This window comes from Bradyrhizobium sp. in8p8 (genome assembly GCF_000426845.1).
GTDB classification, from domain to species: Bacteria; Pseudomonadota; Alphaproteobacteria; order Rhizobiales; family Xanthobacteraceae; genus Bradyrhizobium; species Bradyrhizobium japonicum_C.
The window spans coordinates 780289-799283 of the sequence record NZ_AUGD01000001.1; the positions used below are offsets into that span (position 1 = coordinate 780289).

Consider the following 18995-nt stretch of genomic DNA (forward strand, 5'->3'; position numbering starts at 1 on the left):
CGAACATGACGTGGATGGCCGGGACAAACCCGGCCATGACCCATCTAGCGGATAACCCGTCTGCAATCAGCCCTGCACAGGGGGCCGGCCGACGCTCTCGTACGTGAACCCGGCGGCTTCCATGTCTTCGGGGCGGTAGATGTTGCGGAGGTCGACGATGACGGGCTGCGCCATGGTCGCCTTCAGCCGGTCGAGGTCCAACGCACGGAACTGCACCCATTCGGTAACGATGACGAGCGCGTCGGCACCTTGCGCACAGGAATAGGCATCCTCGCAATAGGTGATGTTGGGCAGTTCGCCCTTGGCCTGCTCCATGCCGACGGGATCGAACGCCTTCACCTTCGCACCCATGTCGATCAGGCCGGTCACCAGCGGGATCGACGGCGCGTCGCGCATGTCGTCGGTGTCGGGCTTGAAGGTGAGGCCGAGCACCGCGATGGTCTTGCCGCGCAGCGAGCCGCCGAGCGCCTGGCTGACTTTCCGCGCCATCGCACGCTTGCGGTTCTCGTTGACCGCCAGAACGGATTCCACGATGCGCAGGTTGACGTCGTAGTCCTGCGCGATCTTGATCAGCGCCTTGGTGTCCTTCGGGAAGCACGAGCCGCCGAAGCCGGGACCGGCATGCAGGAACTTGGTGCCGATGCGGTTGTCGAGACCGATGCCGCGCGCGACCTCCTGCACGTTGGCGCCGGCCTTTTCGGAGAGATCGGCGATCTCGTTGATGAAGGTGATCTTGGTCGCCAGGAACGCGTTGGCGGCGTATTTGATCATCTCGGCGGTGCGGCGCGCGGTGAACATCAGCGGCGCCTGATTCAGCGACAGCGGGCGGTAGATGTCGCCCATCACCTTGCGGCCGCGCTCGTCCGAAGTGCCGACCACGATGCGGTCGGGGAACTTGAAATCGCGGATCGCCGCGCCCTCGCGCAGGAATTCGGGGTTGGAGGCGACGACCACGTCAGCCTTGGGATTGGCTTCGCGGATGATCCGCTCGACCTCGTCGCCGGTGCCGACCGGGACAGTCGACTTCGTCACCACGACGGTGAAGCCTTGAAGCGACTGCGCGATCTCTTTTGCCGCGGCGTAGACGTAGGAGAGATCGGCATGGCCGTCGCCGCGGCGCGAGGGCGTGCCGACCGCGATGAACACAGCATCGGCATCCGCCACCGGCTTGGTCAGGTCGGTGGTGAAATCGAGCCGCTTGGCTCTGACATTGTTCGCCACCAGCTCGTCGAGGCCGGGCTCGTAGATCGGGATCTCGCCGCGATGGAGCGCCGCGATCTTCTTCTCGTCCTTGTCGACGCAGATGACGTCGTGGCCGAAATCCGCAAAGCAGGCCCCGGACACCAGCCCCACATAACCCGTGCCGATCATCGCAATGCGCATGAAAAATCCAGTTCCAGCTTGGTTAACGAAAGCCCAACTCGGCCAATTCGGGGCGGTTTAGCATTTTCCAGAGCTCATGGAACAGTCCGCATGCAAAAACCGGCCCGCGATTTGAACCGGTAAAGAAGTCGGAAACCACTGGGCTCCAAACTGCCCCGCGACCACACAGGGACGGGCGGGCGGCGCCTCAAATAGGGACACCATGACACGATCGGGCACAATCGGCGGCGCCGGGCTCACAGCCTCTTCTGCCGCGCGTGTCGACTGGGTCGACTACGCCAAGGGCATCTGCATCGTCATGGTGGTGATGATGCATTCGGTGCTGGGGGTCGAGCTTGCCGCCGGGCAGACCGGCTTCATGCATGTCGCCGTGGCCTTCGCAAAGCCGTTCCGGATGCCGGACTTCTTCCTGATTTCGGGGCTGTTCCTGTCTCTGGTGATCAATCGGGACTGGCGAACCTATCTCGACCGCAAGGTAGTGCATTTCGCCTATTTCTATGTCGTCTGGGTGACAATTCAGTTCGGCTTCAAGGCGCCGGCCTTTGCCGCGGAGACCGGCTGGCCCGCCGTTGGCGTCCTGTACCTTGAATCCTTCATCGAGCCGTTCGGCACGCTGTGGTTCATCTATCTGCTGCCGATCTTCTTCGTCGTCACGAAACTGACACGAAAAGCTCCGCCGCTCGCGATCTGGCTTCTCGCCGCCGCGCTGGAGACCGCCCGCATCAACACCGGCTGGACCGTCATCGACGAATTCTGCTCGCGCTTCGTCTATTTCTATTCAGGTTATCTGTTCGCGCCTTACGTGTTCGCCCTGTCGGATCGCGCGCGCAGCCATCCGGGTCTCGCACTTGCGGCGCTCGCGATCTGGGCGCTGGTCAATGCCGGCCTGGTCGCGTGGGGCGCCAGCGAGTGGGCGATCGTCTCTCTCGTGCTCGGCTTCGCCGGCGCATGTGCCATCATCGCGACCGGCACGCTCCTGGCGCGCGCGCAATGGCTGAGCTTCCTCCGCTTCTGCGGCGAGCATTCGATCGTGATCTATCTCGCCTTCTTCCTGCCGATGGCGGCGACGCGGACGCTGCTGCTGCGCACGGGCGTCATCCCTGACATCGGCACGGTGTCGCTGATCGTCACCATCGCAGGCGTGCTCGGAGCGCTGGCGATCTGGCGCGTGGCGCTGCGTTTCAATGTGCGCTTCCTGTTCGAGCGGCCCGATGCGTTCTGGATCGCGCCGAAGAAGGTCGGCGTGCGGTTGCAGCCGGCGGAGTAGCCGGTGTCGTCGCCCGGCTTGACCGGGGCGACCAGTCCGCCGAGACGTCAGTGGTTGGGCCAGGAAGCCGCGGCGTACTGGATTCCCTGCTTTCGCGGGAATGACAGTGGGGATAGTCGCGCAACCGACCCAAAATTCGCGCTTCCCAGGCTGTCAATGCCCGCAAAAATTCATACATTGCGGCCCATGCCCAAGACCTCGCCCGAGACCTCGCCGAAGACATCCCCGAAGACCAGCGCCAAAGCTGACACCAAGGCCGCGTCCAAAGTCGCCGCCGATACCAAGCCCGCCGCGACAGCCCCTGCCAAACCGGTGGCCTCGAAGGCGGCAGGCAAGGGCGACCACGTCTTCCTCGTCGACGGTTCCTCCTACATCTTCCGCGCCTATCACGCGCTGCCGCCGCTGAACCGCAAATCCGACGGCCTTCAGGTCAACGCCGTGCTGGGCTTCTGCAACATGCTGTGGAAGCTGCTCCGCGAGATGCCGGAGGACAATCGGCCGACGCATCTGGCGATCGTTTTCGACAAGTCGGAGATCACGTTCCGCAACAAGATCTATCCGGACTACAAGGCGCACCGGCCGCCGGCCCCTGACGATCTCATCCCGCAATTCGCGCTGATCCGCGAGGCTGTGCGCGCCTTCGATCTGCCCTGCCTGGAACAGACCGGCTTCGAGGCCGACGATCTCATCGCGACCTATGTGCGACAGGCCTGCGAGCGCGGCGCCAGCGCCACCATCGTCTCGTCAGACAAGGATCTGATGCAGCTCGTCACCGACTGCGTCACCATGTACGACACCATGAAGGACCGTCGCATCGGCATCCCCGAGGTGATCGAGAAATTCGGCGTGCCGCCGAACAAGGTCGTCGAGGTGCAGGCGCTCGCGGGCGATTCCACTGACAACGTGCCCGGCGTGCCCGGCATCGGCATCAAGACCGCGGCGCAGCTGATCACCGAATACGGCGATCTCGATCAATTGTTGTTCCGCGCCGGCGAGATCAAGCAGCCCAAGCGACGCGAGGCGCTGCTGGAGAATGCGGAGAAGGCGCGGATCTCGCGACAGCTCGTGCTGCTCGACGACAAGGTCGATCTCGAGGTGCCGCTGGACGACCTCGCGGTGCACGAGCCCGATGCGCGCAAGCTGATCGCCTTCCTCAAGGCGATGGAATTCACGACGCTGACGCGGCGCGTCGCGGAGTATGCGCAGATCGATCCCGCCAATGTCGACGCCGACCCCGGCTATGCCAGCGGCGCCAGCGTGTTCACAACGCTGCCGCCCTCGGACGTCGTGCCCGCACCAGGCACGGGAACCCCGGCGCGGGCCCGACCGAATGAACCAAACAAATCGGCCGGCAAGGAGGACAAGGCTGCGAGCCTGAAGGGTGCACCGATCTCGCTCGCCGCCGCGCGCGAGGAAGCGCTGCGCAAGCTTCCGGTCGATCGCAGCAAATACCAGACCATCAAGACGCTCAAGGAGCTCAACGCCTTCATCGCGCGCGTCCATGATGCCGGGCAAGTCGCGATCGAGACGAGAGCGAACTCGATCGATCCGATGCAGGCCGATCTTTGCGGCATCGCGCTGGCGCTGGCGCCGAACGATGCCTGCTATGTGCCGCTGGCGCACAAGCAGTCCGGCGGCGGCGCCGGCCTGTTCGATGCGGGCCTTGCGCCGGACCAGATCAGGCACACTGATGCCATCGAAGCGCTGCGGCCGGTGCTGGAATCATCAGGCATCCTCAAGATCGGCTTCGACGTCAAGTTCACGGCCGTGATGCTGGCACAGCACGGCATCACGCTGCGCAACATCGACGATGCGCTGCTGATCTCCTACGTGCTCGATGCCGGCCGCGGCTCGCACGCACTGGTATCGCTGTCCGAGCGCTGGTTCGGCCATGCCATGCTGAAGGAAAGCGAGCTGCTCGGCAGCGGCAAGGGCAAGATCACCTTCGACCAGGTGCCGATCGACAAGGCCGCACCGCTTTCGGCCGAAGGCGTCGACGTCGCCTTGCGCGTCTGGCGCGTGCTGAAGCCGCGGCTGGTCGCCGAGCACATGACCGCCGTCTACGAGACCCTGGAACGGCCGCTGGTGTCGGTGCTCGCCCGCATGGAGCGCCGCGGCATCTCGATCGACCGCCAGGTGCTGTCGCGCCTGTCCGGCGACTTTGCCCAGACCGCGGCCCGTGTCGAAGCCGAGATCCAGGAGATCGCGGGCGAGCCGGTCAATGTCGGCAGCCCCAAGCAGATCGGCGACATCCTGTTCGGCAAGATGGGATTGCCAGGGGGCACCAAGACGAAAACCGGCGCATGGTCGACCACCGCGCAGGTGCTCGACGAACTCGCCGAGCAGGGCCACGACTTCCCGAAGAAGATCTTGGAGTGGCGCCAGGTCTCGAAGCTGAAATCGACCTACACCGACGCGCTGCCCACTTACGTCAATCCGCAGACACATCGCGTGCATACGACCTACGCGCTGGCCGCGACCACGACGGGACGATTGTCGTCGAATGAGCCGAATTTGCAGAACATCCCCGTGCGCACCGAGGACGGCCGCAAGATCCGCCGCGCCTTCATCGCCACGCCGGGACACAAGCTGGTCTCCGCGGATTATTCGCAGATTGAGTTGCGTCTGCTCGCGGAGATCGCCGACATTCCCGTGCTGAAGCAGGCGTTCCGCGACGGGCTGGACATTCACGCCATGACGGCATCGGAAATGTTCGGCGTTCCGATCAAGGGCATGCCGAGCGAGATCCGGCGCCGCGCCAAGGCGATCAATTTCGGCATCATCTACGGCATCTCGGCCTTCGGTCTGGCCAACCAGCTCGGCATCGCGCGCGAGGAAGCCTCCGCCTATATCAAGAAATATTTCGAGCGCTTCCCCGGCATCCGCGCCTATATGGACGAGACGCGCGACTTCTGCCGCAGCCACGGCTACGTCACGACGCTGTTCGGCCGCAAGTGCCACTACCCCGACATCAAGGCCTCCAACGCCTCGGTGCGTGCCTTCAACGAGCGCGCCGCAATCAACGCACGGCTCCAGGGCACCGCGGCCGACATCATCCGCCGCGCCATGACGCGCGTGGAGGACGCGCTGGCCGAGAAGAAGCTGTCGGCGCAGATGCTTTTGCAGGTGCATGACGAACTGATCTTCGAGGTGCCAGACGCCGAGGTCGAGGCGACGCTCCCTGTCGTGCAGCGCGTGATGCAGGACGCGCCGTTCCCGGCCGTGCTGCTCTCGGTGCCGTTGCATGTCGACGCGCGCGCCGCCAACAATTGGGACGAGGCGCACTAGCGCTCTCTCTTCACCTCTCCCCGCGTGCGGGGAGAGCCGGATCGTTCTTGAGATCCGGGTGAGGGGTACAGGTCTCGCGTCAATCCCTCCCGGGAATAGCCCCTCACCCCAGCCCTCTCCCCGCAAGTGCGGGGGGAGGGAGCGCAGTGAGCGCGTGGCGAGAACCTAATTGTCCTCCGAGCAATTGCGCGGTGGTGTCAGTGTTCCGCGCATATTAGAGCTGGTGCATCTCCCGCACGGTTCACCCATGCCCCACACCTCCGCGCTGCTCGGCTTCGCTCTCGTCTCCCTTGGCCTCGTGCTCACGCCCGGGCCGAACATGATCTATCTGATCTCGCGCTCGATCACGCAAGGCGCCGCGGCGGGCATCGTCTCGCTCGGCGGCGTCGCGCTCGGCTTCGTGTTCTACATGCTGTGCGCCGCGTTCGGCATCACGGCGCTGCTGCTCGCCATTCCCTTCGCCTATGACGCGCTGCGCTTTGCCGGCGCCGCCTATCTGCTGTGGCTCGCTTGGCAGGCGGTGAAGCCGGGCGGGCGTTCGCCGTTCCAGGTCAGAAAGCTCGCGGTCGACAGCCCGCGCAAATTGTTCGCCATGGGCTTCGTCACCAACCTGCTCAACCCAAAGATCGCGATGCTGTATCTGGCGCTGCTGCCGCAATTCATCGATCCCTCCGCCGGCAGCGTGCTGGCGCAGTCGCTGGTGCTCGGGGCCATCCAGATCGCGATCAGCGTCAGCGTGAATGCGATGATCGCGCTCGCGGCAGGATCAATCGCACTGTTCCTGGCGACGCGGCCGAGCTGGATGCTGGTGCAGCGCTGGCTGATGGGCACGGTGCTGGCCGGGCTCGCGGTGCGGATGGCGGTCGAAGCGAAGAAGGTGTAGCGGAGGCCGCGATCACACCCGTGCCCCGGACGCGCTGCTGCGCAGAGCCGCGACCCATCGCTACATGCGCCCCGGTTTTGCAGCGCACCGCTTGCGCGCTGTACCGCGTCCGGGGCACGAGGCACGAAAGCGCGTCAGCAGCCTCAATCCAGCTTCGCTTCCATCCCGCGCTTCACCGCCGGGCGCGCCATCAGCGCCTCGTACCAGCGCTTGACGTTGGGGAAGTCGGCCAGATCAACCTTGTGGCGAGGGTGACGCCAAGCCCAGCCCAGGATGGCAAAATCGGCAACCGAGAGCTCGCCGGCCACGAACTCCCGACCCTCGAGCTGCCGGTCCAGGACGCCATAGAGCCGGCGCGTCTCGGCCATGTAGCGCTTCAGGCCGTAGGCGCGATCCTGCTCGTTCTCCAGCGCGATGAAATGGTGAACCTGGCCCGGCATCGGGCCGAAGCCGCCCATCTGCCACATCAGCCATTCGTAAACCGGGATGCGGCCGCCAAGCGATTTCGGCAGGAATTTGCCGGTCTTTTCGCCGAGATAGAGCAGGATGGCGCCGGATTCGAAGATGCTGACAGGCTTGCCATCGGGGCCCTCGGGGTCGACGATCGCGGGGATCTTGTTGTTGGGCGAGAGCTTGAGGAACTCGGGCGCCATCTGCTCGCCCTTGGTGATGTTCACCGGGATGACCTTGTAAGGCAGCTCCATCTCCTCCAACGCGACCGAGATCTTGCGGCCGTTCGGCGTGTTCCAGGTATAGAGATCGATGGTCATTCCGTTTCCTTCCCAAGAAGCCTGCCCCTTAACTACTCCGGAAGGTTGCGCCCTCACAACCGGCAGCCCGGGGTGACCGATCCCTGTTGACGGGAGATGCCCCCTCTGGAATGTCGCGTCCGTCGCGGATAAATTCCGCCCCCACCTAAAACGCTGTTCGAGGGACCGCCGTGTCGAAATCCGCCTCCCGCGCCCGCCTGTTCGAAATCATCCGCCGGCGCTCATTCGGCCGCGGCGAGGTGACGCTCGCGTCGGGCCGCAAGAGCGATTTCTACTTCAACCTCAAGCCGACCATGCTCGACCCCGAGGGCGCAACGCTGCTCGCCGAACTCACGTACGAGGCACTGAAGGATGAGCAGCTCGATTTCATCGGCGGGCTCGAGATGGGCGCCGTGCCGCTCGCCGGCGCGCTGGCGCAGATCTCCTGGATCAAGGGCCATCCGATCGCGGCCTTCTTCGTGCGCAAGAAGCCGAAGGAGCACGGCGCCAAGCTCGCGATCGAGGGCCTGCCCAAGGGCGAGACGCTGGCGGGCAAGCGCGTCGTGATCGTCGAGGACGTCACGACCACGGGCGGCTCGGCGATGAAGGCGGTGGAATCGGTGCGCGAGGCCGGCGCCAATGTGGTGCTGGTGCTGACCATGGTCGACCGCGAGGAAGGCGCCACCGACACGTTCGGTGCGGCCGGCCTGCCGTTCCGCTCACTGTACAAGGCGTCGGAGTTCTTGAAGGGGTAGCGGGTGTCCCCGGGCGCGGCGCGCTGTGCAGCCTCCAGAGCACGAAACCCGCCCCCTCAACCGCTCGTTTACCATCCGCTCTTATGGTGAATCATGTGCTGAGACCCAAGGGGTTCCAGCCGGTTCAGTAGCGTCGGGTGGAGTAGGCGTTTGCGTACAATCTCGTCCCATGCGCGCCGGCAGCGTCGCGCGATGCTTGTAGCCGCCACGCTGGTAGCGCCGCTGCTCGCAGTCCCGGCCCCAGTCTCGGCCGAAGGCCTGTTCGACTTCCTCTTCGGCGGCATGCCGCAGCAGCGGCCGCAGCGCGAGGTGCCGCAGCAGGCAAACTCCTACGCCGATCCCTTCACCGGCCAGCAGAATGGGGCGACACCGCAATATGTGCCGCCGACCCGCTCGGCGGCGGCCGGCGGCTCGGGGCCGGCCTTCTGCGTGCGCAGCTGCGACGGCAGATATTTCCCGCTGATGCGCGGCCTCGTCTCACCGGCGCAGATGTGCCAGGCGTTCTGTCCTGCCAGCGCGACAAAAGTCTATTTCGGCTCCAGCATCGAGGGCGCTTATTCGCAGACCGGCGAGCGCTATGCAGACAGCGAGAACGCGTTCGCCTATCGCAAGGCGCTCCGCGCCGACTGCACCTGCAACGGCCGCGAGCCGGTCGGCCTGGCTCCGGTTGACCTTGCGCTGGATTCCTCGCTGAAGGCGGGCGACGTGATCGCCACCACCGACGGGCTCGTCGCCTATACCGGCATTCGCGTCGGCAACGACCAGGCTGCCGACTTCACCCCGGTTGCTTCCTATCCCGGCCTCACCGCCCAGGTCCGCGCGCGGCTTGGCGAGATGAAGGTGGCGCCGGTGCGCGCCGAGACGGTGTCGGCCGATGCGCCGGCCGCAGCCGAGATCGTGCGCGAGCCGCTGCCGGATGTGTCGGTGCCGAAGACCCAGAAGCCTGCCAAGCGGGCGGGATTGGATTAAAGGCCAATCTGTCACAACATCGTCATTGCGCTCGCAATGACGGCGGTTGCAGCGTCACCTTCCGATGATCACCCCGATCACGTTCGGCGCTGCCAGATATTTCTCCTCGATCGCCACCCGCGCAGCGGCGCGGTTTTCCGGGGTCAGGAGGCCGCGCTTCTCGGCCAGGATCATCCAGCAAAAGCCCCACCAGTCGGTCAGCATGCCCTGATCGCCGACGAGATCATAACCCTGCTCGGCCGCGAAGATGCGCGCATGCGACTCGTCGAGCGTATCGAGAAACAGATGGTCCTCCGTCGAGAACAGATCGTCGCTGATGTCGTCGATGGTGTAGCCCCAGATCGACTGGCACACTGCGTTGAACTCGCGGTCGAACTGGTCGTCATCGACGGCATGGCGCCGTGCCGCCTGATGCAGCCGCGACAGCGAGCGCGCGAAATCGGCGATCCGGGTGAGGGCAAACTGATCGAAGGCGATGGTGGACATCTAGTTCTCGCAAGGTCTGTCAGACGCTAGATATTGTGTCGGCAATGCGCCGAATCATAATGATATATCAAAGACTTGCTAAAGTGTTCTTAATTCGTTCACGGCACCGGCGCTGCCGGTCCAGGCGAATGCCGGGAATCGAAAGGGGCCGCCTCGCAGCGACCCCCTGCCGGTTACAATCTTGTTCGGGATGAGAAATTCCAGCCCCGGCAAGCGTGAGGTTAGAACCGGCGGCAGGCTTGTGCGATTCCGGAAAAGTACTGGCTGGAGTGCTGTCCTAATTTGGGCCCGGATCTCAATAACAGCGGGAGGCCGCGATGGCATGGACCCGGCGATCGCCGAGGAGATGGGCGACAAAGCCGTTCTTCGGGAAGATCTTTGCGAAGGCGGCGTCGCGGATGCTGAGGCCACCGGCATAGGCGCCGAACGCCGGCATCACGGCGCGCATCCCGTCGCTCGCAAAGCACCGGCGCTCCAGCGAGCGGCCGCGCGCGGAGACACGCGCCTTCGGGTGCAGATGACCGGCGATCTCGCCATCCGAGCCGGTCGGCTCGTGGCGGAAGGTGATCGGGCCGATCGCGACCTCGTCCGCGACGGTGCCGCCGAGATCGGGCGGCAACATGGGATCGTGATTGCCTGAGATCCATATCCAGTCGCGGCCGGCCTGGAGCGCGGCGACCGTGTCGCGGTCTTCCGCCGATAGGCGCCCATGCGCGCTGCGGTCGTGAAAACTGTCGCCCAGCGCAACGATGACTTGCGGATTGTGGCGGGAGATGACAGCAGCGAGCCGGCTCAGCGTCGCAATGGTATCGTAAGGCGGCAACAGCACGCCGCGCGTGGCAAAGCTCGAGCCCTTCTCCAAATGCAGGTCCGAGACGACGAGCAGGCGCTGCTCTTCCCAGAACAGCGCGCCGGAGAGATCGGCTTGGAGCGATACACCTGCGATATCGAGCGCAAGCGCCGAAGAGAGCGATAGCGCAACGTTGTCCGTCATGGCCGGGCGCGTCCCGGCCGTCCACGTTCTTGCCGCTGCAGGAAAGACGTGGATGCCCGGGTCAAGCCCGGGGGCGACATGGAGAGAGTTGGGCCGCGGAAAGACATTGCTGCAGCAGTTTACGACATCGCCTCTTTGACGAGTTCGTCGGCGGCTTCCGCCAACAGTTCGTCTGCAGCTTCGCCATAAACTGACTCGCGGCCGATTTCCAGCATCACGGGCACCGCCAGCGGGGAGACGCGGTCGAGTTCCCGGTGCGTGATGCGACCGTGGATGCGCATCAACATGTCGCTCAGTCGGCGCAGGTCGAGCAGACCGGTGGCGGCATCGGCCCGCGCGGCGCGCAAAAGCACGTGATCCGCCTGGTGCTTGCGCAACACGTCGTAGACGAGATCGGTCGAGAACAGCACCTGGCGGCGGCTCTTCTCCTCGCCGGTGTGGCGGCGCGCGATCAAGCCGGAGATGATCGCGCAGTTGCGGAACGTGCGCTTCATCAGCGCTGATTCGGCGAGCCAGGCTTCCAGATCGTCGCCGAGCATGTCGGGGTCGAACAGCGCGTCGAGGTCGATCCTGCCGTCACGAATCATGAACGACATGTCGCCGAGCGCCCAGATCGCCACGGCATATTCGTTGGCGACGAAGCCGAGCGGCCGCGCACGGGCGCGCTCGAGGCGGCGCGTCAGCAGCATGCCGAGGGTCTGATGCGCAAGACGGCCCTCGAATGGATAGCAGACCAGGTAGTGCTTGTTGGCGCGCGGAAAGCTCTCGACCAGAAGCTCGCGCACCGCGGGCACGCGCGAGACGTCCTTCTGCAGTGACAGCCAGTCGCGCACCTGCTCCGGCAGGCCGCCCCATGCGCGGCCGTCGTCGAGCAGTCGGCGCACGCGCTCGGCAAGATAGGTCGAGAGCGGGAATTTGCCGCCCATATAGGACGGCACCTTCGGATCCTTGTCGTGTGCGCGCGAGACATAGACCTGATCCTCGACCAGTGTCTCGTAGCGCACCACCTCGCCCGAAAACACGAAGGTATCGCCGGGGCTCAGGCCCTCGATGAAGGCTTCCTCGATCTCGCCGAGCAGCCGGCCGCCACGCGCAATCACTCCAGTAGAACCTGCACCGCCGCCGCGGGAGCGCACCAGGCGCACCTTCAGCATGTCGTCCTCGACGATGGTGCCGACGTTCATCCGATAGCTCTGCCGCACCTTGGGATTGGCGACACGCCAATGCCCCTCCTTGTCCTGCTTGATGCGGGCGAAGCGCTCATAGGTCTTCAGCGCGTAACCGCCGGAGGCGACAAAATCGATGACGTCGTCGAAATCCTGCCGCGACAGGCCGGCGTAGGGCGCGGCTGTGCGCACCTCGGCATACAGTTTGTCAGAAAGGAACGGCTCGCCGCAGGCACAGCCCAGCACGTGCTGAGCCAGCACGTCGAGGGCACCGGTGCGCAAGGGAGGCGTATCCTGGGCGTTCTCGGCAATGGCGTCGATGGCGACGCGGCACTCCAGCACCTCGAATCGGTTGGCCGGCACCAGTACCGCGCGCGAGGCCTCGTCGAGGCGGTGGTTGGCGCGGCCGATGCGCTGCATCAGGCGCGAGGAGCCCTTGGGAGCACCGATATTGACGACGAGATCGACGTCACCCCAGTCGACACCGAGGTCGAGCGAGGAGGTGCAGACCACGCCGCGCAGCCGGCCCGCCGACATCGCGTCCTCGACCTTGCGGCGCTGCGCGACGTCGAGCGAGCCGTGATGCAGCGCGATGGCGAGGCCGTCGTCGTTCATGCTCCAGAGATTCTGGAACAGCATTTCGGCCTGGCTGCGGGTATTGACGAAGACAAGCGTGGTCTTGTTCGCCTTGATCAGCTCGTAGATCTCGGGAAGCGCGTGGCGCGCGCTGTGGCCGGCCCAGGGCAGCCGCTCGCGGGTATCGAGCATCTCGACCACGGGCGGCGCAGCGCCGCCGGCGACGACGATGTCGGCCGCGGCTTCCGTGCCGTCGGGCTGCGGTACCAGGAAGCGCGCAAGCTGATCCGGCTCGGCCACGGTCGCCGACAGGCCGATCGCGCGCATCTGCGGCGCAAGACGCCACAGTCGGGCCAGCCCGAGCGAGAGCAGATCGCCGCGCTTGGACGTCACCAGCGCATGCAGCTCGTCGAGCACGATGCGCTTCAGCGAGGAAAACAGGAACGGCGCATCGTCCGAGGAGAGCAACAGCGCGAGCTGCTCGGGCGTCGTCAGCAGAACATCCGGCGGATATCGCCGCTGCCGCTGGCGCCGCGACACCGGCGTGTCGCCGGTGCGGGTCTCGACCTTGATCGGCAGGCCCATCTCGGCGATGGGACGCTCGAGGTTGCGCGCGATGTCGACGGCGAGCGCCTTGAGGGGCGAGATGTACAGCGTGTGCAAGCCGCCGGTCCGTTGCAGGCCGCGGCCGGTGGAGACGAGGCTTTGCTTCGTGCTTGCCTCGCGTTCGATGGGATCGATCGACAGCTCCACCAACGTCGGCAGAAATCCGGCCAGCGTCTTGCCCGCGCCGGTCGGCGCGATCAGCAGCGCGCTGGCATCCTCGCGCGCCTTCTCGAGCAGCGCCAATTGATGTGCGCGCGGCGACCAGCCGCGGGCTGCAAACCATCGCTGGAAGCGATCGGGCAGAAGGGCAGGCGTCTCGACCGATTTTTGTAGAATCCGGGGCGGCACGGCATGACAGGTAAGCCGTGAGGATGGCTTCGTCGAGGGGCTGCGCCCTCCCCGGCTTCACAAGAAGACCCAGAGCTCTCACACCTCCGCCGGCACCTGGTCCAGGAATCCGATCACGCTCTTGATCCGCCCGTCCCTCAGCACCGCGAAATCAGTGCCTTTGATCGGGCTGTCGGCGCCGTCAGGACCAAGTCCCCACGAAAAGCGGATGTGATCGCCGTAGCCGTTGGGTTCGCCGATCAGCTTGAACTTGAAATCGGGGAAGCGCTGCTGCACGCCTGCGATCAGCGCCTCGATGCCGTCCCGGCCGTCACCCTTCATGACGGGATCGACATAGCTGGCATCCGCCGTCCAGGTTTCGCTCAGCAGCTCGCGGCGGCGGCTCGCCATGCGCTCGTTCCAGACATCGATATAGCAAAGGGCGATGGCGGTGTGGTCGGTCATGTTGCTCTCCTTCGATGAAGCCGTCTCCGGCTGACCGTCACTATCGAAGGTTTGCGCACCGGGATCGATTACCTCGGACGTCATCGATGCGCGAAAAAAGAAGCGCGATGATGGGTCTCATCGCGCTTCATTTCGGATCGTCGGCGAAAATCACTTCGCCGCGGTGACCATGATCTCGACCGTGTATTGCGGCGCCGCCAGCTTGGCTTCGACGGTGGCGCGCGCCGGCGTGTTGCCGGGCGAGACCCAGGCGTCCCACACCGCGTTCATCTCGCCGAAGGTCTTCATGTCGGTGATGTAGATCGTTGCCGAGAGCAGCTTCGACTTGTCGGTGCCGGCCTTGGCGAGGTGGGCGTCGATGGTCGCCAGGATATCCTGGGTCTGCTTCGTCACGCTCTCGCCGGCCGCCTTGTTGGCGACGACGCCGGCGAGATAGACGGTGTTGCCGTGCACGACGACCTGGCTCATGCGCGGGCCGGTTTCGAAACGCTGAATGCTCATTGGGGGTCTCCTGGTGAAATGGCGGCTCTGTCTAGCCCAGCACCTCGCACTCCGCCACCCCGGGGCGCGCATGCGCCGCCGGGCCCGCATGTGTCGCCTGCGACGGACGGAGTCTCGGCCGATTGCGTCGCCTCAGGGAAAACTGCTGAAGAACGTCCAGATCGTCTCGGCACCGTCGATGTCGATGTTCTGCGGCCCCAGCAGGCCGGCTGCGATCTTCGGAAAGCGGGCATCCGGAACAAATCCGGGCACGCGGTGGCCGCCACTATTGACGCGATAGAGCACCACGTCGTGTCCTTGGGGGCAACGCGAGGAGATCCGCGTCACCGTGGAATGGTCTGCGGGCGCCCTGTCGGGCAAATCGGTCGTCTCCGCGTCTTCAACCTCGCAGCCATTGAGCCTGCGCCAGAACGCCAGCGTCTCGTCGGTCGACCAGAATCCATCCGCGGCGAAATAGCTCGTTCCGCGTCCACCGGCGTAGGGGACCAGCAGGTCGGCGGTGCCGTTCATGAGCAGCATCGGGAGCGGCCGCGACGGATGGCACGTGACGGCGGCCTCGTCGGTGAGATTCATGATCACACTCGCAGCTGCCGCAAACAGATCGGCGCGCGCGCAGGCCATGGTCATTGCCATGGCGCCGCCGTTGGAGACGCCCGCGATGAAGACGCGCTTTGCGTCAGCCGTGCCGTCGGCCACCAGCTTGTCGACGATTTTCGCGATGAACGCGACGTCGTCGGTACCCGCTGGCGGTCCGCGCAGGGCAGGCCCGGCCTTCGTTCGCGCGTCTGCCCACGCATTGTTGAGCCCGTCCGGAAAGACCACAGCAAGGCCCTCGCGCTTCGCAACCTGAGGCCAGGTCGTCCGCGCGATCATGTCGGCACCGCGCCGGGACTTGCCATGCAGCACGACCACGAGCGGTACCAGCCTCTTGCCCGGCAGCTGCGCCGTGTAGGAGCGCTTCACGCCGTTGACGTCGATCGTCTCGGCGGATGCAGCCGAGGCGGCGATCAACGCCGCAAGAAACACCCCAACCTGCATCCGTCGTCCCACGATCTAACCCACCGCTTTCGACGCGGCGCGGCCCGCCTTGCGGCCCGAGAACAGACACCCGCCAAGAAAAGTGCCTTCCAGCGAGCGATAGCCATGCATGCCGCCGCCGCCGAAGCCGGCGGCTTCGCCGACGGCATAGAGGCCGGGGATCACGCTGCCCTCTTCGCCGAACACGCGCGAATCGAGATCGGTCTCGAAGCCGCCCAGCGTCTTGCGGGTGAGGATGTTGAGCTTCACCGCGATCAGCGGCCCATGCGCAGGATCCAGGATGCGGTGTGGGGGAGCGGTGCGGATCAGCCTGTCGCCGATATAGCGGCGCGCATTGTGGATGTTCATCACTTGCGCGTCCTTGACGTAGGGGTTGGCGATCTCGCGGTCACGCGCCTCGATCTGCATCTTGATGTGCTCGAGCTTGAGGAGATCGCTGCCGGCGAGCTTGTTCATGGCCGCAACGAGTTCGTCGAGCTTGTCGCGCACGATGAAGTCGACACCATGGCTTTTGAACGCCTCCACCGGAGCCGGCGCCCCCTTGTTGGTGGCGCGGCGCAACGTCATGCGCCAGCTCTTGCCCGTGAGGTCGGGATTCTGCTCCGAGCCCGACAGTGCAAACTCCTTCTTGATGATGCTCTGGGTCAGGATGAACCAGGAATAGTCATAGCCGGTGGACATGATGTATTTGAGCTGGCCGAGCGTGTCGGACCCCGGGAGCAGCGGCGCCGGCAGCCGCGTGCCTGTGGCGTCGAACCACATTGAGGAGGGGCCGGGCAGGATCCGGATACCATGGCGCGGCCAGATCGGCGACCAGTTCTGGATGCCCTCGACGTAATGCCACATGCGATCGCGATTAATCAGCCGCGCGCCCGATTTTTCCGTAATGCCGATCATGCGGCCGTCAACATGCTCGGGCACGCCGGAGATCATGAATTTCGGGGGATCGCCGAGCCGCTTCGGCCAGTTCTGCCGGACCAGTTCGTGGTTGCCGCCGATGCCGCCGGAGGCGACGATCACGGCCTGCGCCTTCAGGGCAAACTCGCCGGTCGCGTTGCGGGAGGAACTCTTACCACGGTCGATAGGGTCCGGAGCGAGGACGGTGCCGCTGACGCCATCCACAGTGCCGTTGGTAATGGACAGTGCGTCGACGCGATGGCGGAATCTGAAGAGCAACCGGCCGCTGTTCATTGCCTCGCGCGCGCGGCGCGCGAACGGCTCGACGATGCCGGGCCCGGTTCCCCAGGTGACGTGAAAGCGCGGCACCGAATTGCCATGGCCCATCGCGTCGTAGCCGCCGCGTTCGGCCCATCCGACCACGGGGAAGATGCGATGGCCCATGGCCCGCAGCCAGTCACGCTTCTCGCCTGCTGCGAACGCCACATAGGCCTCGGCCCATTTGCGCGGCCAGAAGTCCTCGTCGCGGTCGAAGCCGGCCGTGCCGAGCCAATCCTGCATCGCGAGCTCGATCGAGTCTTTGATGCCGAGCCGGCGCTGCTCCGGCGAATCGACCAGGAACAATCCGCCGAACGACCAGAACGCCTGGCCGCCGATCGACTGCTCGCCTTCCTGGTCCACAACGATCACGCGCTTGCCCGCATCCGCAATCTCGGTCGCGGCGACGAGGCCCGACAGTCCCGCGCCAACGACGATGACATCAGTCTCTTCAGCCATCCGTGTTTTCCCCTCCACGAGTTCCCCCTGTAATTGCCCGGATTGAAGCCAGCGGTTGTAGCTGAGATCAAGGGTTGGCGCGGTAAGACCTCGTTAACTTGTTCCACTTTGGGATTGAGACCGCCGGAGTGCAGCGCGAACGCAACACTGGATTTGAATTTCTTTTGAGTCAGCCCGCCTGCCTAGACAAAACCTTGGTTACGACGGACGCTGGCTGCGCATCACCACCTGACACGCAGATTCGAATACGACTGGGGCGGGGGACAATGAAGTTTCTGACGGGGTTGCTTGCGTCGGTTCTCCTGATGGCGGGCATGGGGGCTTCTCACGCAGTGGTTCGTATCGCGGACGACCGCGGCGGCCGGATCGGAACCTACGTCGACAAATACCAGGACCTCAGGCAATCGGGCGAAACCGTCATCATCGACGGCCTTTGCGCCTCCGCTTGCACCATTGTCCTTGGCGCCATCCCGCACGACCGCATCTGCGTGACCTCGCATGCGACGCTCGGCTTCCACGCTGCCTGGGATTTCGGCGCCAACGGCCGCGCCGTCACCAATCCCGAAGCAACGCAGATGCTGTATGCGATGTATCCCTCTCAGGTGAGGCGGTGGATCGGCCAGCGGGGCGGGCTCACTCATCGCATGCTTTTCCTGAAGGGCAAGCAGCTCGAGGCCATGTACAAGCCCTGCTACCTGGACGCGCAGGCCTCGACGGCCAAGCCGTCGCGCCGGTCGCCGCCACAGACGGAGCCACTTGAATCCGCTCGGGGCCAGCTCCTCCGCTGATCCTCGCAGCCTGACGGGTTGTTTTACGCCCAAGCGGCGGCTTGCCCGCAGGCTGCGCAGAGCCTATCTGAGAGCCAGGGAACCGGGGCCTTCGTCCCGCTCGTTGTCATGGCTCAACCACTGCATCCAGCGCATCGGCTATCGGACAATTCGCCCAATCCCGGCCGGATGCCATCCGTGCTGGTCTGGGGCGGCACGGCCGTTGGCGGTCTTGTGGTGATCGGTGCGCTGGCACTTTGGTTCCACTATGGCAGCCACGTGTTCTTCGAAATGATCAGGACTGGCCTTGCCGCCTGTTTCTGAGCTGCGACAGGAAGTTATCCGCCCATGAGCTCCGCCACCCGTGCGCTGGTGATTGCGACCGCCTTCGCCGCAAGCCTGATTGTCGGGCTCCTGATCATGTTCTGGGCGATGGGCGGGGTCGGCAAAATGGCGCAACCGGCCGCGATCGGCGGCCCATTCCAGCTGACCGACCAGAACGGCAAGGCCGTGACCGACAAGAGCCTGAAAGGCAAGCCGACCCTGATCTTCTTCGGCTACACCCATTGCCCCGACGTCTGCCCAACCTCGTTGTTCGAAATCTCGGAAGTGCTGCGCGTCATGGGCAAGGATGCCGACAAGATCAACGCCGTCTTCATCTCGGTCGATCCCGAGCGCGATAAGCCTGCAACGATGAAGGATTATCTTTCGAGCTTCGATCCCCACCTCCAGGGCCTGTCCGGCGATCCAGCCGAGACCGCCAAGGTCATCAGCTCCTACCGGGTCTACGCCAAGAAGGTCCCGACCAAGGACGGCGACTACACTATGGACCACACCGCGCTGATCTATCTGATGGACCGCGAGGGGAGGTTCGTGTCTCCGTTCAATCTGAAGCGGACGCCCGAGGAAGCCGCGGCGGATTTGAAGAAGTATCTCTGATCCAGCCGTCACGGCCGGGCTTGCCATCCACGGCTCGGCGCGCGCAGAACGTGGGTGCCCGGGACAAGGCCGGCCTAACGATCCAGCCCATAATCGGCACTCGCGTTCCCGCTGGGATGGTCTATAAGCCCTCCGATCCCAACGAAGTTCGTTCATTCCCGG

The 18995-nt window shown here is 64.9% G+C and carries 17 protein-coding genes; 8 read left to right on the plus strand and 9 right to left on the minus strand.

Annotated elements, in window-relative coordinates; translation table 11 throughout:
* Positions 1 to 66: 66 nt before the first annotated feature.
* On the minus strand, positions 67 to 1383 hold the full coding sequence (locus K408_RS0103760; RefSeq protein ID WP_024337152.1) for a UDP-glucose dehydrogenase family protein: 1317 nt from the start codon (positions 1381 to 1383) through the stop codon (positions 67 to 69).
* A gap of 202 nt (positions 1384 to 1585) precedes the next feature.
* Between K408_RS0103760 and K408_RS0103765 the strand changes: the two genes are divergently transcribed.
* The 3 genes from K408_RS0103765 to K408_RS0103775 all read left to right on the plus strand — a co-directional run bounded on the left by K408_RS0103765 (position 1586) and on the right by K408_RS0103775 (position 6821).
* The gene (locus K408_RS0103765) at positions 1586 to 2650 is read left to right on the plus strand and encodes an acyltransferase family protein (RefSeq protein WP_024337151.1); all 1065 of its coding nucleotides are present in this window, start codon (positions 1586 to 1588) and stop codon (positions 2648 to 2650) included.
* Between the two features lie 186 nt (positions 2651 to 2836).
* Positions 2837 to 5938 (plus strand): DNA polymerase I, encoded by a 3102-nt coding sequence (gene polA / locus K408_RS0103770; protein WP_024337150.1) that lies wholly within the window; start codon positions 2837 to 2839, stop codon positions 5936 to 5938.
* Positions 5939 to 6185: 247 nt separating this feature from the next.
* Complete coding sequence (locus K408_RS0103775) at positions 6186 to 6821, plus strand: LysE family translocator (protein ID WP_024337149.1); 636 nt, start codon at positions 6186 to 6188, stop codon at positions 6819 to 6821.
* A gap of 143 nt (positions 6822 to 6964) precedes the next feature.
* On the opposite strand, the gene K408_RS0103780 is transcribed toward K408_RS0103775, so the two are convergent.
* The gene (locus K408_RS0103780; RefSeq protein WP_024337148.1) at positions 6965 to 7591 is read right to left on the minus strand and encodes a glutathione S-transferase family protein; all 627 of its coding nucleotides are present in this window, start codon (positions 7589 to 7591) and stop codon (positions 6965 to 6967) included.
* A 170-nt stretch (positions 7592 to 7761) separates the two neighbouring features.
* On the opposite strand from K408_RS0103780, the gene pyrE reads away from it, so the two are divergent.
* Both pyrE and K408_RS0103790 read left to right on the plus strand, forming a co-directional pair.
* Positions 7762 to 8325, plus strand: coding sequence for an orotate phosphoribosyltransferase (gene pyrE / locus K408_RS0103785; RefSeq protein WP_024337147.1), 564 nt, complete (start codon positions 7762 to 7764; stop codon positions 8323 to 8325).
* Between the two features lie 192 nt (positions 8326 to 8517).
* Positions 8518 to 9294: a DUF2865 domain-containing protein gene (locus K408_RS0103790; protein WP_024337146.1), complete on the plus strand. Its 777-nt coding sequence runs from the start codon at positions 8518 to 8520 to the stop codon at positions 9292 to 9294.
* A gap of 54 nt (positions 9295 to 9348) precedes the next feature.
* On the opposite strand, the gene K408_RS0103795 is transcribed toward K408_RS0103790, so the two are convergent.
* The 7 genes from K408_RS0103795 to K408_RS0103825 form a co-directional block, all read right to left on the minus strand.
* Positions 9349 to 9780 carry a hypothetical protein gene (locus K408_RS0103795; RefSeq protein ID WP_024337145.1) on the minus strand — a complete coding sequence of 144 codons (432 nt, stop codon included), beginning with the start codon at positions 9778 to 9780 and terminating at the stop codon, positions 9349 to 9351.
* A 295-nt stretch (positions 9781 to 10075) separates the two neighbouring features.
* A complete protein-coding gene (pdeM, locus tag K408_RS0103800; protein ID WP_024337144.1) occupies positions 10076 to 10774 on the minus strand; it encodes a ligase-associated DNA damage response endonuclease PdeM in 699 nt (232 codons plus the stop codon).
* 119 nt (positions 10775 to 10893) lie between these two features.
* Positions 10894 to 13470 carry a ligase-associated DNA damage response DEXH box helicase gene (locus K408_RS0103805; RefSeq protein WP_024337143.1) on the minus strand — a complete coding sequence of 859 codons (2577 nt, stop codon included), beginning with the start codon at positions 13468 to 13470 and terminating at the stop codon, positions 10894 to 10896.
* A 78-nt stretch (positions 13471 to 13548) separates the two neighbouring features.
* Positions 13549 to 13914, minus strand: a complete 366-nt coding sequence (locus K408_RS0103810; RefSeq protein ID WP_024337142.1) for a nuclear transport factor 2 family protein — start codon at positions 13912 to 13914, stop codon at positions 13549 to 13551.
* A gap of 150 nt (positions 13915 to 14064) precedes the next feature.
* Positions 14065 to 14415, minus strand: a complete 351-nt coding sequence (locus K408_RS0103815) for a RidA family protein (protein ID WP_024337141.1) — start codon at positions 14413 to 14415, stop codon at positions 14065 to 14067.
* Positions 14416 to 14547: 132 nt separating this feature from the next.
* Positions 14548 to 15453 (minus strand): CE1 family esterase, encoded by a 906-nt coding sequence (locus K408_RS0103820; protein WP_029673855.1) that lies wholly within the window; start codon positions 15451 to 15453, stop codon positions 14548 to 14550.
* Between the two features lie 15 nt (positions 15454 to 15468).
* The gene (locus K408_RS0103825; RefSeq protein ID WP_024337139.1) at positions 15469 to 17127 is read right to left on the minus strand and encodes an FAD-binding dehydrogenase; all 1659 of its coding nucleotides are present in this window, start codon (positions 17125 to 17127) and stop codon (positions 15469 to 15471) included.
* A 266-nt stretch (positions 17128 to 17393) separates the two neighbouring features.
* Here K408_RS0103825 and K408_RS0103830 point away from each other — a divergent pair, with 266 nt between their 5' ends.
* The 3 genes from K408_RS0103830 to K408_RS0103840 all read left to right on the plus strand — a co-directional run bounded on the left by K408_RS0103830 (position 17394) and on the right by K408_RS0103840 (position 18833).
* Positions 17394 to 17915, plus strand: coding sequence for a Clp protease/crotonase-like domain-containing protein (locus tag K408_RS0103830; RefSeq protein WP_024337138.1), 522 nt, complete (start codon positions 17394 to 17396; stop codon positions 17913 to 17915).
* A gap of 108 nt (positions 17916 to 18023) precedes the next feature.
* Complete coding sequence (locus K408_RS0103835) at positions 18024 to 18218, plus strand: hypothetical protein (RefSeq protein ID WP_024337137.1); 195 nt, start codon at positions 18024 to 18026, stop codon at positions 18216 to 18218.
* A 24-nt stretch (positions 18219 to 18242) separates the two neighbouring features.
* Positions 18243 to 18833, plus strand: a complete 591-nt coding sequence (locus K408_RS0103840; protein ID WP_024337136.1) for an SCO family protein — start codon at positions 18243 to 18245, stop codon at positions 18831 to 18833.
* The last annotated feature ends 162 nt before the right edge of the window (positions 18834 to 18995 follow it).

What these genes read in the sequence shown, in the direction of transcription:
- K408_RS0103760 (WP_024337152.1), bottom strand. Translation starts at nt 1,383, where the DNA reads ATGCGCATTGCGATGATCGGCACGGGTTATGTGGGGCTGGTGTCCGGG.
- K408_RS0103765 (WP_024337151.1), top strand. Translation starts at nt 1,586, where the DNA reads ATGACACGATCGGGCACAATCGGCGGCGCCGGGCTCACAGCCTCTTCT.
- polA (WP_024337150.1), top strand. Translation starts at nt 2,837, where the DNA reads ATGCCCAAGACCTCGCCCGAGACCTCGCCGAAGACATCCCCGAAGACC.
- K408_RS0103775 (WP_024337149.1), top strand. Translation starts at nt 6,186, where the DNA reads ATGCCCCACACCTCCGCGCTGCTCGGCTTCGCTCTCGTCTCCCTTGGC.
- K408_RS0103780 (WP_024337148.1), bottom strand. Translation starts at nt 7,591, where the DNA reads ATGACCATCGATCTCTATACCTGGAACACGCCGAACGGCCGCAAGATC.
- K408_RS0103790 (WP_024337146.1), top strand. Translation starts at nt 8,518, where the DNA reads ATGCTTGTAGCCGCCACGCTGGTAGCGCCGCTGCTCGCAGTCCCGGCC.
- K408_RS0103795 (WP_024337145.1), bottom strand. Translation starts at nt 9,780, where the DNA reads ATGTCCACCATCGCCTTCGATCAGTTTGCCCTCACCCGGATCGCCGAT.
- pdeM (WP_024337144.1), bottom strand. Translation starts at nt 10,774, where the DNA reads ATGACGGACAACGTTGCGCTATCGCTCTCTTCGGCGCTTGCGCTCGAT.
- K408_RS0103810 (WP_024337142.1), bottom strand. Translation starts at nt 13,914, where the DNA reads ATGACCGACCACACCGCCATCGCCCTTTGCTATATCGATGTCTGGAAC.
- K408_RS0103815 (WP_024337141.1), bottom strand. Translation starts at nt 14,415, where the DNA reads ATGAGCATTCAGCGTTTCGAAACCGGCCCGCGCATGAGCCAGGTCGTC.
- K408_RS0103820 (WP_029673855.1), bottom strand. Translation starts at nt 15,453, where the DNA reads ATGCAGGTTGGGGTGTTTCTTGCGGCGTTGATCGCCGCCTCGGCTGCA.
- K408_RS0103825 (WP_024337139.1), bottom strand. Translation starts at nt 17,127, where the DNA reads ATGGCTGAAGAGACTGATGTCATCGTCGTTGGCGCGGGACTGTCGGGC.
- K408_RS0103830 (WP_024337138.1), top strand. Translation starts at nt 17,394, where the DNA reads ATGAAGTTTCTGACGGGGTTGCTTGCGTCGGTTCTCCTGATGGCGGGC.
- K408_RS0103835 (WP_024337137.1), top strand. Translation starts at nt 18,024, where the DNA reads ATGGCTCAACCACTGCATCCAGCGCATCGGCTATCGGACAATTCGCCC.
- K408_RS0103840 (WP_024337136.1), top strand. Translation starts at nt 18,243, where the DNA reads ATGAGCTCCGCCACCCGTGCGCTGGTGATTGCGACCGCCTTCGCCGCA.